Annotated in this window: 10 protein-coding genes and 1 pseudogene; 3 read left to right on the top strand and 8 right to left on the bottom strand. The window is 69.9% G+C overall.

Annotated elements, in window-relative coordinates; translation table 11 throughout:
- Window positions 1-11: 11 nt before the first annotated feature.
- Both AAW51_RS23575 and AAW51_RS23570 read right to left on the bottom strand, forming a co-directional pair.
- The gene (locus tag AAW51_RS23575) at window positions 12-1,133 is read right to left on the bottom strand and encodes an S-adenosylmethionine:tRNA ribosyltransferase-isomerase (protein WP_083438537.1); all 1,122 of its coding nucleotides are present in this window, start codon (window positions 1,131-1,133) and stop codon (window positions 12-14) included.
- Entirely contained in the window at window positions 1,130-1,888 is a 759-nt protein-coding gene (locus AAW51_RS23570; RefSeq protein ID WP_047196569.1) for an SDR family NAD(P)-dependent oxidoreductase, read from the bottom strand. The genes AAW51_RS23575 and AAW51_RS23570 overlap by 4 nt, the downstream gene beginning before the upstream one ends.
- A 101-nt stretch (window positions 1,889-1,989) precedes the next feature.
- Here AAW51_RS23570 and AAW51_RS23565 point away from each other — a divergent pair, with 101 nt between their 5' ends.
- Window positions 1,990-2,580, top strand: coding sequence for a helix-turn-helix domain-containing protein (locus AAW51_RS23565; protein WP_047196568.1), 591 nt, complete (start codon window positions 1,990-1,992; stop codon window positions 2,578-2,580).
- A gap of 48 nt (window positions 2,581-2,628) precedes the next feature.
- Here the strand turns inward: AAW51_RS23565 and AAW51_RS23560 are convergent, their stop codons facing one another.
- Window positions 2,629-4,122, bottom strand: a complete 1,494-nt coding sequence (locus tag AAW51_RS23560; protein WP_047196567.1) for an AMP nucleosidase — start codon at window positions 4,120-4,122, stop codon at window positions 2,629-2,631.
- A 112-nt stretch (window positions 4,123-4,234) separates the two neighbouring features.
- A complete protein-coding gene (locus AAW51_RS23555) occupies window positions 4,235-4,576 on the bottom strand; it encodes a hypothetical protein (protein WP_047196566.1) in 342 nt (113 codons plus the stop codon).
- A gap of 230 nt (window positions 4,577-4,806) precedes the next feature.
- Here AAW51_RS23555 and AAW51_RS23550 point away from each other — a divergent pair.
- Window positions 4,807-6,624, top strand: a pseudogene (locus AAW51_RS23550) (carboxyl transferase domain-containing protein); the annotation flags it as partial.
- A gap of 58 nt (window positions 6,625-6,682) precedes the next feature.
- On the top strand, window positions 6,683-7,666 hold the full coding sequence (locus AAW51_RS23545) for an alpha/beta hydrolase (protein ID WP_047196565.1): 984 nt from the start codon (window positions 6,683-6,685) through the stop codon (window positions 7,664-7,666).
- Window positions 7,667-7,688: 22 nt separating this feature from the next.
- Here the strand turns inward: AAW51_RS23545 and AAW51_RS23540 are convergent, their stop codons facing one another.
- From AAW51_RS23540 to icmF, 4 genes are all read right to left on the bottom strand, one after another.
- A complete protein-coding gene (locus tag AAW51_RS23540) occupies window positions 7,689-8,696 on the bottom strand; it encodes a metal-dependent hydrolase (protein ID WP_047196564.1) in 1,008 nt (335 codons plus the stop codon).
- Between the two features lie 49 nt (window positions 8,697-8,745).
- The gene (locus tag AAW51_RS23535; RefSeq protein WP_047196563.1) at window positions 8,746-9,300 is read right to left on the bottom strand and encodes a hypothetical protein; all 555 of its coding nucleotides are present in this window, start codon (window positions 9,298-9,300) and stop codon (window positions 8,746-8,748) included.
- 17 nt (window positions 9,301-9,317) lie between these two features.
- Window positions 9,318-10,487: a zinc-dependent alcohol dehydrogenase gene (locus AAW51_RS23530; protein WP_047196562.1), complete on the bottom strand. Its 1,170-nt coding sequence runs from the start codon at window positions 10,485-10,487 to the stop codon at window positions 9,318-9,320.
- 201 nt (window positions 10,488-10,688) lie between these two features.
- On the bottom strand, window positions 10,689-13,979 hold the full coding sequence (gene icmF, locus AAW51_RS23525) for a fused isobutyryl-CoA mutase/GTPase IcmF (RefSeq protein ID WP_047196561.1): 3,291 nt from the start codon (window positions 13,977-13,979) through the stop codon (window positions 10,689-10,691).
- Window positions 13,980-14,011: the final 32 nt, after the last annotated feature.

Here is a 14,011-nt window from a genome sequence, read left to right as displayed (position 1 = left end):
GCGCCCTGCCGTTAGCGCGACGCCGCACCCTCTCGGTGGTCGTCGGCCGGCCGCACACCCGTCGCGCCCGGCCCGGGCCCCACATTGACCGGTCGCCGGTCACGCCGCTCGAGCCACACCGAGTCGCCGAACTCATGCGTGCGGAAGCCTTCGGCCTCCAACGCCCGGTCGGCGCGCCGCAGCGTGGTGTCGTCGGTGAAGGCCCGCAGCAACGCGTGGTGGGACGTGTCGGGCTCGTGTGTGCCCGACAACAGCACGTCCACGACCTGCAGCCGTGTGCTCGAGCCGATGCGCAAGGTCGCCAGCCCGTCTCCGGGCGGCACGGTGCCATGCGTTGCCCAGGCTTGTTCGAGGGCGCGCACGACGGTGGTCCCGACGGCCACCACCCGGCCACCGCCCCGACGTGTCGCCGCGATCGCCTCGGCCGTCACCTTCGGAATGCGATAGGCCTCGGGCAGGGGCAGGCGGCGGTCCAACTGCAGGTCACCGGTCGAGGACAGCCCGGCCGCATGCGTGAGGGTCGAGAAGGCCACGCCTCGTGCCCGCAAGCTGCTCAACAGCCGCCAGTCGAGGGCAAAGCCGGCCGACGGTGGCTCAAAGGCCACCGGCAGGCCCGCGATCGGCGTCCACACATCCCACAGCGCCAACGGCATCGGCACATGCGCGTACTGCACCGGGCGGCCGTGCCGCGCCAGGCCGGCCCAGATCTCGGCCGGCGTGCCGGCGAATCGCAAGGTGAGCAAACGCGCGTGGCCGAGCAGGGCGTCGACACGCGCGTCGAGCGGCCCCAGCAAGAGCCGGTCGCCCGCGCGCAGCGTGGGCGGCGGCGCGCGGTCCTCGGTGCGGGCCCGGTGGTCACCCGCGCCGAACACCACCGCGGTGAAGGGGCTGACCGAGCGCGGGTCGAGCGTGTCGCGCCCGGCCAGGCGCACCTCGATGGCCCCGCCGCTGGGCTCATGGGTGCCGAACAGGCTGGCGGGCAGGGTGGCGGCATCGTTGGCCACCAGCAGGTCGCCCGGGCGTAACCACTCGATCAGGCGGGACCGGGCCGTGGGCCGTATCGACCCGTCAGCGGCGATGACCAGCAGCCGTGCATCGGCCGGGCGCTGAACGGCTTGATCGGCGGCGATCATGCTGCACCTTCGCGGGCGAGACCTGCGGCAGCGGCCACGGGCAGGGCCGCCCAGATCGCGTCGGCCATCTCGCATGCGGCGACGCTTGGCGGCTTCAAGCTGGCGGGATCGGCGTCGGGCACAGCCAACGCATGCAAGGGCGTGTCCATGTCGCCCGGGTCGAGCGACAGCAAGCGAACGCCGGCGCCGTGCGCCAGCTCTTCGTTCCACACCCGGGTGAGCTGGTGCAGGGCCGCCTTGCTCGCGCCGTAGGCGCCCCAGCCCGGGTAGGCCGACAGCGCCGCATCGCTGGAGACGTTCAGCACCACCGCACCGCGTCCTTCGCGGGCCGAGGCCGACAGCGCACCGAGCAAGGCCTTGGTGAGACGAAACGGCCCGACCACGTTGGTGGCCAGTGCCCGTTCGAGCGCCTCGCACTCGGTGTCGGCCAGTGGCACCAAGGGCGTCGGCCCGAGGCTGGACGCATTGTTGACCAGCACGTCCACGCCGCCGAGGCGTCCGAGGATTTGCAACGCGATGCGGTGGATCGACGCCTTGTCCGCCACGTCGCCCGCGATGCCGTGGCTGCCGGGCAGCGCGTGCTCGAGTGCCGTCACCCTCGCCGCCTGCCGGGCCACGAAGGCAACCTGGGCGCCGCGCCGGCGCAGCTCGTGCACCAGCGCGAGGCCCAGGCCCGAGGTGCCGCCGGTGATGGCGACGCGCGGGCCCCGCCCGGCCTCTGCCGATCGGGTGGAGGTCTTGTATCCTGTTTGCATCTGAAGCTCCTGTTGACTTGAAACATCGACAGGCACAGCGTAGAGACGCAGGCGCGGCGCCCGAAGCGCGGCGTCCACTCCATTGGCAAAACGTCGAGACGATGGACAACAAGCAAGAGCCGGACGACAGCGGGGCGCGCGCCAGCGCCCATCTGGCGCGCAACCTGACGAGCCTGCGCCACGCCAGGCGTTTGACGCAAGACGCACTGGCCACGGCGAGTGCGCTGCCGCGCTCGACCATCGCCAACCTGGAGTCGGGCGAGGCCAATCCGTCGCTGGCGGTGCTGGTCAAGGTGGCCGGCGCCTTGGGCGTGCCGATCGACGAGCTGCTGGCCGCGCCGCGTGCCAAGGTCCGCAAGTGGTCGGCTCGCGACATCGGTGTGCGCGTGCGCGGGCGCGGTGTCACCGAGCGCGACTTGCTGCCCGAGCCGGTGCCCGACGAGATGATGAGCGTGATGGACTTCGAGCCCGGCGGTGTGCTCGGCGGCACACCGCACCTGCCGGGCACGCGCGAGTTTTTCACCTGCCTGGACGGGCGGGTGACGCTGTTTGTGGCCGGCGAGTCTTATGAGCTGGACAGCGGCGAGGTGTTGGCCTTCCCCGGCAACGTCCGCCATTCCTACCAGAACCCCGATGCGCAGCGTCCGGCGCGCGGCGTGTCGGTGGTGGTGTTCGCGAAGGCCGGGGTGTAGGCGCGGTTGGGCCGGCGCCGCGGGGGCGAGGCGCCGCCTGGGTCCCCCTTACTGGAACGCCACTTCCGCAAAACTGCGCAGCTTGCGGCTGTGCAGCCGGTCCTGGCGCTGCTGGCGCAGGATGTCGACCGCCCGCAGGCCGATGCGCAAATGCTGGTCGACCCGCTCACGGTAGAACTGGTTGGCCATGCCCGGCAGCTTGATCTCGCCGTGCAGCGGCTTGTCGCTGACGCACAGCAAGGTGCCGTAAGGCACGCGGAAGCGGAAGCCGTTGGCGGCGATGGTGGCGCTTTCCATGTCGAGCGCCACCGCGCGGCTCTGGCTGAAGCGCCGCTCGGGCGTGCGGTGCGGCAGCAGCTCCCAATTGCGGTTGTCGACCGAGGCCACAGTGCCCGTGCGCATCACGCGCTTCAGTTCGTAGCCCTGCAAGCGCGTCACGTCCGCAACCGCCGACTCGAGTGCCACCTGCACCTCGGCCAGCGGCGGGATCGGCACCCACAGCGGCAGGTCCTCGTCGAGCACATGGTCCTCGCGCACATAGCCGTGGGCCAGCACGTAGTCGCCCAGCTGCTGGCTGTTGCGCAGGCCGGCGCAGTGCCCCAGCATGATCCAGGCATGCGGGCGCAGCACGGCGATGTGGTCGGTGATGGTCTTGGCGTTGCTCGGGCCGACGCCGATGTTGACCATCGTGATGCCGGAGCCGTCCTTGCGCACCAGGTGGTAGGCCGGCATCTGCGGCAAGCGCGGCGGCGGCGAGCCGCTCAGGTCGGCTTCGCTGGGCAGCAGATGGGCGCGGCGCGTGATGACGTTGCCGGGCTCGACGAAGGCCACATAGTCGTCATCGGGCGAGTTGTCGGGTGCCGTCTCCATCAGCTCACGGCCCAGGCGCACGAACTCGTCGATGTAGAACTGGTAGTTCGTGAACAGCACGAAGTTCTGGAAGTGCTCGGGCGCGGTGCCGGTGTAGTGGCGCAACCGGTGCAGCGAGTAATCGACGCGCGGCGCGGTGAACAGCGCGAGCGGGTGGGGGTCGCCGGCGTTGGGCTCGTAGGTGCCGTTGGCGATGCCGTCGTCCATCGCGGCCAGGTCGGGCAGGTCGAACACGTCGCGCATCAGCAGCCGGCGGGCACGCTCCAGGCTGCCTTCGAGATGGTCGTCTTCGGCGAACGAGAAATGCAGCGGGATCGGTTGGGAGCTGACGCCGACTTCGAGCGGCACCCGGTGGTTCTTGATCAGCAGGTCGAACTGTTCGAGGTAATAGTTGCGGAACAGCTCGGGGCGGGTCAGCGTGGTTTCATAGGTGCCCGGGCCGGCGACGAAACCGTAGGCGAGCCGTGAATCGGCGCGAGCCACGGTGTCGGTGTGCACGCGCACGAAGGGGTAGCAGGCGCGCACGTGGGCGGTCGGCGTGTCGCCGGCGACAAAGCGGTGCAGGGCGTCGCGCAGGTGGGCGATCTGGGCGTGGTAGATCTCGCGCACCCGTTCGAGCGCGGCGCTGGCGTCGTCGAACCGGGCGGTGGGGAAGCTGGGAGCTGCGAACATGCTGGGCGCATCCTGTGGTGATGGGCCCATTGTGGCCGAGACGGGCCGCTTCTTCCGGCCGTATGCCCCCGCAGCATCCCCACCGACAGACAGGGCGACCGCGCGGCGGCGGTCAGCGTTCGAACGCAGCGGCCAGTGTGGCGTTGGCAGGGGTTTGGGCTTCGGGCACCGCGGCGTCCGCGTCGGTGCTGCAGGTCTCACGCGCTGTCGCACCTTGACACGCCGCGGACACCTCCATCTGCAAGCCGATGTGCGAGCGGGCCTGTTCGGCCCGCTGCACCGCGGCGCTCAACACCTGGTGGTAGGTCAGCAGCAACATCAACGCGAGGGCGAAGCCGCTGGCGAGGACGCGCTTGTCGGCTGCGAGCGCCGCCAGGCGCGCCTTTGCATGTTCACGTTGGTGCCGGCGGCGCGCGCGCAGGGCGGCCGGGCTGGCGTCGTCGAAGGGGGTCATACGTCGCTCCTTCCTGAGGGGGGACTGGCTGGAGCCGATGGTGCCGAAGGCGCCGGGCCGTCACTGTCCGTGCTGTTCCAGGCCGGACGTAGGACCAGGCCTACGGGCTGCCGCTGCCCGGGCCGGGCGCCGCCGTCCCCCGTGGCCTGTCATCCAGGCGTCATCCGCCGCCGCGGCGGCGGGCTACAGTGCGCCGACCAACAGGAGACCGCGAGATGGGACACACGGAAGTCCGCGCGCCGATGGCGGCCGCGGTGGTGCATCTGGGCGTGGCCGCTGGCGACCACGTGCGCGCCGGGCAGACGTTGCTGGTGCTCGAAGCGATGAAGATGGAGCACGAGATCCACGCGCCGGCCGACGCCCGCGTCGAGGCGGTGCTGGCCCAGGCGGGCGAAATGGTGGCCGAGGGCGAGACGCTGGTACGGCTGGCGCCGGCTGCACCCGCCGACACGACATCGACAGTGACCGCGCCTTCGACGCCCGCGGAAGCGGCCCCCGGCGGCCCGCGTGCCGATCTGCGCGAGTTGCAGCAGCGGCTGGCCAAGACCGAAGACGCGGCCCGCCCCAACGCTGTGGCCCGCCGCCGCGCGGCCGGCCAGCGCACCGCCCGGGAAAACATTGCCGACCTGTGCGACGCCGGCAGCTTCCTCGAATACGGTGCCTTGGCGGTGGCCGCGCAACGTGCACGCCGCTCGCTCGACGACCTGATCGACAACACCCCGGCCGACGGCATCGTCACCGGCATCGGCACGGTCAACGCCGACCGCTTCGGCCCCGACCGCTCGCGCTGTGTCGCGATGGCCTATGACGCCACCGTGCTGGCCGGCACGCAAGGCATCCGCAGCCACCAGAAGACCGACCGCATGCTGGGCATCGCGCTGCAGCAGCGTTTGCCGGTGGTGCTGTTCGCCGAAGGCGGCGGCGGGCGCCCGGGCGACACCGACATGCCCATCGTCGCCGGCCTGCACGTGACCACGTTCGCCAGCTACGCCAGGCTGTCGGGCCAGGTGCCGGTGGTGGGCATCGTCTCGGGCCGCTGCTTCGCCGGCAACGCGGCGCTGCTGGGCTGCAGCGACGTCATCATCGCGACCGCCGACAGCAACATCGGCATGGGCGGGCCGGCGATGGTCGAAGGCGGCGGCCTGGGGGTGTTCAAGCCCGAACAAATCGGCCCGAGCGAGGTGCAGTCGCGCAACGGCGTGATCGACGTGCTGGTGGCCGACGAGGCCGAGGCGGTGCGGGTCGCCAAGCACTATCTGTCGTTCTTCCAGGGGCGCACCGCCGAGTGGCACAGTGCCGACCCCGCCACCCTGCGCGACCTGGTGCCCGAGAACCGCGTGCGGGCCTACGACGTGCGCCGGGTCATGGCCGCGGTGGCCGACACCGGCTCGCTGCTCGAACTGCGGCCCCAGTTCGGTCGCAGCGTCCTGACCGCGCTGGCCCGCATCGAAGGACGCCCGGTGGGCCTGCTGGCCAGCAACCCAGGCCACCTGGGCGGTGCCATCGATGCGGACGCCGCCGACAAGGCCGCGCGCTTTTTGCAACTGTGCGACGCCCACGGCCTGCCGCTGGTGTCGCTGGTCGACACGCCGGGCTTCATGGTCGGGCCCGAGACCGAAGCGACCGCGCAGGTGCGTCACGTCAGCCGGCTGTTCGTGGTGGCCGCCAAGTTGCGGGTGCCGTTTTTCAGCGTGGTGCTGCGCAAGGGCTACGGCCTGGGCGCGATGGCGATGACCGGCGGCGGTTTCCATGCGCCGATGGCCACCGTCGCCTGGCCCACCGGCGAGTTCGGCGCGATGGGCCTGGAAGGGGCCGTGCGCCTGGGTTATCGCAAGGAGCTCGAGGCTCAACCGGAAGGGCCGCAGCGCGAAGCGCTCTACGAGCGGCTGCTGGCACAGCAGTACGAGAACGGCAAGGCGCTCAACATGGCGGCGACGCTGGAGATCGACGCCGTGATCGACCCGGCCGACACGCGGCGCTGGTTGGCCGGAGGGCTGGCGGCGGCGCCGATGGCGCCGGGCGGCTCGCGCTTTGTCGACACCTGGTGAACGGAAGCACGGGCGGGAGAACGGCGACACTGCGCATGTTCTCGTGAGTTCCTTGAAGATGAAATTCTCCGCGCTCCTCAAAACCTTGGTTCTGATCGTCTTGGTGGCTGTGGCCGCCCTGGCCGCCGCCATCGTGTTCGGTGGCCCCGCCTCGCCGGCCGCCATGCAGAGCATCAACAACCCGTTCAGGGCGGTCGATTTCTCTGACTTGCCGCCGCTGCAGCGCTTCCGCGGCAACGATGGGGCCTCGCTGGCCTACCGCCGGTATCGCGCGACGGGCTCGGCACTCCCCGGCAGCGTCGTCCTGGTGCATGGGTCGTCGGGCAACAGCAGCAGCATGCACGTGCTGGCCAAGGGCTACGCCGGTGCCGGCTACGACACCTACGCGCTGGACATGCGCGGACATGGCGAGTCGGGGACAAGAGGTCGCATCGACGACATCGGGCAGTTGGAGGAGGACCTGGGCGCTTTCGTCGCCGCGGTCCAACCGCCCCGGCCCTCGACGCTGGTCGGTTTCTCGGCCGGCGGTGGATTCGTGCTGCGCTTCGTTGGTGGCGCTCGGCAAGACGTCTTTCAGAGCTGTTTGCTGCTGTCGCCTTTCCTGAGCCAGGACGCGCCGACGTACCGGCCCAAGAGCGGGGGCTGGGTAGAGGTCGGTGTTCCGCGCGTCGTCGCGCTCTCGGTGCTCAACCAGATCGGCCTCAAGGCGTTCAACCACCTGCCCGTCGCCCAGTTCGCCGTCAGCGAGGAAGCGAAACGCTTCCTGACGCCGCAATATTCGTTCGCATTGGCGGCCAACTTCCGGCCGCACCGCGACTACGCAGCCGACATCCGCGGCGTGAAGCGCCCCTGCGCGGTGCTGGCCGGCGCCGATGACGAAGTGTTCTACACCGAGAAGCTCGCGGCCGAGTTCCGCGCGCAGGGCCAGGACTGGCCGGTTACGCTGCTGCCGGGCGTCGGTCACGTCAACCTGACCCTCGACCCCGGCGCCGTGAAGGCCGCCGTCACCGCGGTGCAAGGGCTGCAGGCGAAAGGCAGCTGAGCGAGCGGCCGGGGCGGGCGCCTCAGCGGGCCAGCGGCGCCGGGTCTCCGAGCGCACGCCGCCACAGCCACGCAAGGCCCCGCTTCAGGTCCGGCCGCTGCTGGATCAGGCGCGGCGGCACCGCCACCCAGGCGCCGCCACGTCGCTCGGCGACCGTGAAAGTGAAGGTGTAATACGGCTCCATGCCCATGCGCAGGTCGCTGATGCGCAGTTCGCCGCCTTGCTCGGTCAGCTTGAAAAAGCCTTTCGAGAACCACGCCAGCCGCGCGACATGCCAGTTGTCGCGGACCGGTGCGTAGAGTTCGTTGCCGCGTGGGTAGGGTTCGAAGTGCACCCGGGGTTCGGCGTCGAGCAGCGAGTGGTAGCCTTCACGCCAGCCGTCGGGGGTGACCGCCACCACCCGCCACAGCACGGTGTTGAAGGGCGTGGGCGTGACCAGCAACCGGGCCGAGGCCTGCTCGTCCGCGGGCAGCGACGCCCGCGCGATCGATGTCACATGTTGCTGTGCCGCGGCGCCCCAGGCCAGATACGCGGTGCTCAACACCAGCCCGGCCGTGTTCCAGGCCCTGCCCCGGCCTTGCGGGCGCATCAGCGCCGCGGCCAGGCCGACCAGCAGCGGCAGCGTGTAGAGCGGGTCGATGATGAACACGCTGCCGACCGCATAGGGGTGGTCGGTGAACGGCAGGCCCAGCTGGGTGCCGTACACCGTCATCAGGTCGAGCAGCGGATGGGTGACCAGCGCCAGCCACACCATCAGCCACCAGCGCCGCCAGTGCTCGCGCTCGCCCTGCAGCCGCGCGATGAGCCAGGCGAGCACCGGGGCCAGCAGCGTCTGGTAGAACAGCGCGTGGCTCTCGGTGCGGTGGTAGGTCATGTCGCTGATCGGGTCGCCGCGGCCGATCAGGGCGTCGAGGTCGGGCAGCGTGCCGCACACGCCGCCCCACAAGGCGGCCTTCCAGACGGCGGTGCGCCGTCCCATGACGGCGACGCCGACGGCGGCACCGAGCGCGAGTTGGGAGAGGGAATCCATGGGCGCGCATTCTCGCGCGCCCGGGCCGTCTCGCGGCAGCCCGCCTGGCTCACATCGACGCGCGCACCTCTGGGTAGGGCCGCAGCGCTTCCGGCGTCAGCATGTCGGCCGGTGCCTCGAAGTCGTCCAGCGCCGCGCCGCGCATCTGTTCGGCGTCGGCCGGCAGGCCACTGCGGTCGCTGTAGTCGGCCACCGGGCGCGACAGCTGGCGCTGCTCGACCTGCAAGGCGCGCGCGGTGGCGATGTCGGCGACCGTGACCGCCGCGACGGCCGCCAGCGCCCCCTTGGCACGCCCGGCGAGCGGGTTGCCGGGCGTCAGGTGGGCGGCGGCGAGCGTTGCGACGTCGAGCGCGTCACCCGCCACCCGACCCCACATCCACCGCGCCGGATGGCCGCCCCACAAGATGCCGACGCCGGTCGCGATCTCGCGCACGCCATAGGCCCGCATCAAGGCTTCGCCGCCCGGCACGCCGGAGAGCCGGCTCATCACGCGCGGCATCAACACCTGGGCCACGCCCAGGCCGATGCTGAACCAGGCCAGGCCACGCGCGGCCTTGGCCGTCTGGGTGCGGCGCCAAACTTGTTTACGTTGGGTGGTTTGCATGGCAGTAGCTCCTCGAATCACGGCTTCAGCACGACCTTGATGCAGCCGTCCTTCTTGTCGCGAAAAGTCTTGTACATCTCGGGCCCCTGCTCGAGGCCCACGGTGTGCGTGATCACGAAAGACGGGTCGATCTGCCCCTCCTGGATACGGCGCAGCAAATCGTCGGTCCAGCGGTTCACGTGGGTCTGGCCGGTGCGGATCGTCAGCCCCTTGTTCATCAGCGCGCCAAAGGGGATCTTGTCGACCAGGCCGCCGTAAACGCCGGGGATCGAGATCACGCCGGCCGGGCGGCACACGTAGATCATTTCGCGCAGCACGTGGGCGCGGTCGCTCTCGAGCATCACCGCCTGCTTGGCCCGGTCGTACATCGAGTCGATCGAGCGGGTGGCGTGCGCTTCCATGCCGACCGAGTCGATGCATTTCTCGGGGCCCTTGCCCTGGGTCAGTTCCTGCAGCCGCTCGACCACGCTCTCTTCGTCGAAATTGATCGTGATCGCGCCGCCGGCTTTGGCCATGCTGAGCCGCTCCGGCACGTTGTCGATCGCCACCACCTGCTTGGCGCCCAGCAGCACGGCACTGCGGATCGCGAACTGGCCGACCGGGCCGGCACCCCACACCGCGACCGTGTCGGTCGGCTGGATGTCGCACTGCACGGCGGCCTGCCAGCCGGTCGGGAAGATGTCGCCGAGGAACAGCACCTGCTCGTCGGTCAGGCCGTCGGGGATCTTCACCGGCGCCACATCGGCATACGGCACCCGCACGTATTCGGCCTGTCCGCCCGGGTAGCCGCCGGTGAGGTGGGTGTAGCCGAACAGGCCGGCGGTGGTATGGCCGAACATCTTGTCGGCCAGGTGCTTGTTGCGATTGCTGCGCTCGCACACCGAGAAGTTGCCGCGCCGGCACTGGTCGCACTCGCCGCAGCAGATGGTGAAGGGGACGACGACGCGGTCGCCCACCTTGAGCTTCTTGTTGTCGCGGCCGACCTCGACGACTTCACCCATGAACTCGTGGCCCATGATGTCGCCCGACTCCATGCCGGGCATGAAACCATCGAACAAATGCAGGTCGGAACCGCAGATCGCGCAACTCGACACCTTGATGATGGCGTCGCGGCCGTCCTCGATTTGAGGGTCCGGCACGTGGTCGCAGCGAATGTCCTTCTTCCCGTGCCAACGCAGGGCTCTCATGGCGCTCTCCTTGAGTGGTGTCCAAGGCTCCGGCAAATGCCTTGCCAGAGTGGCGCGCGGCAAATGCGGCCGGGCGACGTGCGGCCATGGGCGCTGGTCGGGAGTCGAATCGGTAGGCTTTACATCTCCTTTGCCGGGATGCAACGGGGCACCGGCTGCGGGTGCGCCGGCCGGTGCTGAAGATCTGAAGGGTCTGCTGTCTTACATGCTGCGGCGGTACTGGCCGCCCACCTCGAACAGTGCTGCGGTGATCTGCCCCAGCGAGCAGACGCGCACCGCGTCCATCAGCACGTCGAAGACGTTGTCGTTGTCGATCACCGCGCGTTGCAGGCGCGCGAGCATCGCCGGGGCGCTGGCGGCGTGGCGCTCGTGGAACTGGTGCAAACGCGTCAGCTGCGACTGCTTTTCGGCCTCGGTCGAGCGGGCCAGCTCGAGCTGCTCGGGCACCGTATCGCCCTGCGGGTTGCGGAAGGTGTTGACGCCGACGATGGGCAGCTCGCCGGTGTGCTTGAGCATCTCGTAGTGCAGGCTCTCTTCCTGGATCTTGCCGCGCTGGTAGCCGGTTTCCATCGCGCCCAGCACGCCGCCGCGCTCGGCCAGCCGGTCGAACTCGGCCAGCACGGCTTCTTCGACCAGCTCGGTCAGTTCGTCGATCACGAAGGCGCCCTGGTTCGGGTTTTCGTTCTTCGCCAGGCCCCACTCGCGGTTGATGATGAGCTGGATCGCCATCGCGCGGCGCACGCTCTCTTCGGTGGGCGTCGTGATGGCTTCGTCGTAGGCGTTGGTGTGCAGCGAATTGCAGTTGTCGTAGACGGCGATCAGAGCCTGCAGGGTGGTGCGGATGTCGTTGAAGGCGATCTCCTGCGCATGCAGGCTGCGGCCGCTGGTTTGCACGTGGTACTTGAGCTTCTGGCTGCGATCGTTGGCGCCGTACTTCTCGCGCAGCGTGACGGCCCAGATGCGCCGCGCCACGCGCCCCAGCACGCTGTACTCCGGGTCCATGCCGTTGCTGAAGAAGAAGCTCAGGTTGGGGGCGAAATCGTCGATGTGCATGCCGCGCGCCAGATAGGCTTCGACGAAGGTGAAGCCGTTGCTGAGCGTGAAGGCGAGCTGCGAGATCGGGTTGGCGCCGGCTTCGGCAATGTGATAGCCGCTGATGCTGACCGAATAGAAGTTGCGCACCCGGTGTTCGACGAAGTACTGGGCGATGTCGCCCATCACCTTGAGGCTGAACTCGGTGCTGAAGATGCAGGTGTTCTGGCCCTGGTCTTCCTTGAGGATGTCGGCTTGCACGGTGCCGCGCACGTTCTGCAGCACGAAGGCGCGCAGCTCGGCCCGCTCGGCCTCATCAGGCGGGCGGCCGTGCTCGGCGGTGAAGGCGTCGACGCGCTGGTCGATCGCGGTGTTCATGAACATCGCCAGCAGCGTCGGCGCCGGGCCGTTGATCGTCATGCTGACCGAGGTCTGCGGCGAGCACAGGTCGAAGCCGTCGTAGAGGGCCTTCATGTCGTCCAGCGTCGCGATGCTGACGCCGGAGTTGCCGACCTTGCCGTAGATGTCGGGGCGCCGGTCGGGATCGTGGCCGTAGAGCGTGACGCTGTCGAAGGCGGTCGACAAGCGCTTGGCCGGCATGCCCTCGCTCAACAGCTTGAAGCGCCGGTTGGTGCGGAAGGCGTCGCCTTCGCCGGCGAACATGCGGGTCGGGTCCTCGCCCTCGCGCTTGAAGGCGAAGGTGCCGGCCGTGTAGGGGAAACGGCCGGGCAGGTGTTCGAGCAGCAGCCACTTCAGCAGTTCGCCGTGGTCCTCGTAGGCGGGCAGGGCCACCTTGCGCAGCCGGGTGCCGCTCAAGGTGGTGTGGACCAGCGAGGTGCGGATCTCCTGGTCGCGCACCTTCACCACGTGTTCGTCGCCGGCGTAGGCCTGCTGCAGCAGCGGCCATTGCTGCAGCTGCTCGCGTGCGTGCGCCTCGAGCTGGGCTTCGCGCTGTTCGGCCAGTTGCTGTAGACGGTCCACCGCGTCGGCAGCGCCGGCGGCAGCGCGCAGCATGGCTGCGGCGGCCCGCAGCTGCTGCGTCTCGCGGGCCAACTGGGCCTGTTGCCGCGCCCGCCGCTTGTAGCCTCGCACCGTCTCGGCGATCTCGGCCAGGTAGCGCGTGCGCGCCGGCGGCACGATGGGTGTCTGCTGGCTGCTGTAGCGGGTCGAGACGCTCGGCAGCCGGCCCTCGCGCAGCGGCAGGCCCAGGGCGGCGAGACGGGGTTTGAGCGCCTGGAACAGCGCGGTGACGCCGTCGTCGTTGAAGCGGCTCGCGATGGTGCCGAACACCGGCATGTCGTCGGGGCGCCGGTCGAAGGCCTCGCGGTTGCGTTGCACCTGCTTGGCGACGTCGCGCAAGGCGTCGAGCGCACCCTTGCGGTCGAACTTGTTGATCGCGACGAACTCGGCGAAGTCGAGCATGTCGATCTTCTCGAGCTGGCTGGCAGCGCCGAACTCGGGCGTCATCACGTACATCGGCACGTCGACGTGCGGCACGATGGCGGCGTCGCCCTGGCCGATGCCGGAGGTTTCGACCAGCACCAGGTCGAAGCCGGCCACCTTGCAGGCGGCCACCACGTCGGGCAGCGCCTGGCTGATCTCGGAGCCGAAGTCGCGTGTGGCGAGGCTGCGCATGTAGACGCGCGGCCCGTCGCGCCAGGGGCCGATCGCGTTCATCCGGATGCGATCGCCCAGCAAGGCGCCGCCGCTCTTGCGTCGCGACGGGTCGATGCTGATGACGGCGATGCGCAGCCGGTCATCCTGGTCGAGCCGCAGCCGGCGGATCAGTTCGTCGGTCAGGCTGGACTTGCCGGCGCCGCCGGTGCCGGTGATGCCCAGCACCGGCACGCGGGCGCCGGCAGCCTCGGCCTGCAGTCGCTGGCGCAGCTCGGGCGGCACGGCCCCGTTCTCGAGCCCGGTGATCAGGCGGGCGAGGGCGCGCCAGGCGGCGTCGCCGTGCCCCTGCAGGGCGCCCAGGTGCTGCGGTGCGTCGGCGCCCAGGTCGCGGTCGCTGCGCATCAGCATCTCGCCGATCATGCCTTGCAGGCCCAGGCGCTGCCCGTCCTCGGGGCTGTAGATGCGGGCCACGCCATAGGCCTGCAGTTCGCGGATCTCGGGCGGCACGATCACACCGCCGCCGCCGCCGAACACCTGGATGTGCTCGCCGCCGCGGGCCTTGAGCAGGTCGATCATGTACTTGAAGTACTCGACATGGCCGCCCTGGTAGGAGCTGATGGCGATGGCGTGGGCGTCCTCGTGCAGCGCGCAGGTGACCACCTCGTCGACCGAGCGGTTGTGGCCGAGGTGCACCACCTCGGCACCCATGCTCTGCAGGATGCGCCGCATGATGTTGATCGAGGCATCGTGCCCGTCGAACAGCGAGGCCGCCGTGACGAAGCGCACCTTGTGCTTCGGGCGGTAGCTGCTGAGGACACGGGCGGCGTCGGACAGGTCGGTCATCGGGCCTCCTGGTGCGCGGGCCGCACTGTCGG

Source organism: Caldimonas brevitalea, assembly GCF_001017435.1.
Classification (GTDB): domain Bacteria; phylum Pseudomonadota; class Gammaproteobacteria; order Burkholderiales; family Burkholderiaceae_C; genus Caldimonas; species Caldimonas brevitalea.
This window is presented reverse-complemented; position numbering and strand designations above follow the sequence as displayed.

Coding starts and splice junctions, on each gene's coding strand:
- AAW51_RS23575 (WP_083438537.1), bottom strand. CDS start 1,133: ATGATCGCCGCCGATCAAGCCGTTCAGCGCCCGGCCGATGCACGGCTG.
- AAW51_RS23570 (WP_047196569.1), bottom strand. CDS start 1,888: ATGCAAACAGGATACAAGACCTCCACCCGATCGGCAGAGGCCGGGCGG.
- AAW51_RS23565 (WP_047196568.1), top strand. CDS start 1,990: ATGGACAACAAGCAAGAGCCGGACGACAGCGGGGCGCGCGCCAGCGCC.
- AAW51_RS23560 (WP_047196567.1), bottom strand. CDS start 4,122: ATGTTCGCAGCTCCCAGCTTCCCCACCGCCCGGTTCGACGACGCCAGC.
- AAW51_RS23555 (WP_047196566.1), bottom strand. CDS start 4,576: ATGACCCCCTTCGACGACGCCAGCCCGGCCGCCCTGCGCGCGCGCCGC.
- AAW51_RS23545 (WP_047196565.1), top strand. CDS start 6,683: ATGAAATTCTCCGCGCTCCTCAAAACCTTGGTTCTGATCGTCTTGGTG.
- AAW51_RS23540 (WP_047196564.1), bottom strand. CDS start 8,696: ATGGATTCCCTCTCCCAACTCGCGCTCGGTGCCGCCGTCGGCGTCGCC.
- AAW51_RS23535 (WP_047196563.1), bottom strand. CDS start 9,300: ATGCAAACCACCCAACGTAAACAAGTTTGGCGCCGCACCCAGACGGCC.
- AAW51_RS23530 (WP_047196562.1), bottom strand. CDS start 10,487: ATGAGAGCCCTGCGTTGGCACGGGAAGAAGGACATTCGCTGCGACCAC.
- icmF (WP_047196561.1), bottom strand. CDS start 13,979: ATGACCGACCTGTCCGACGCCGCCCGTGTCCTCAGCAGCTACCGCCCG.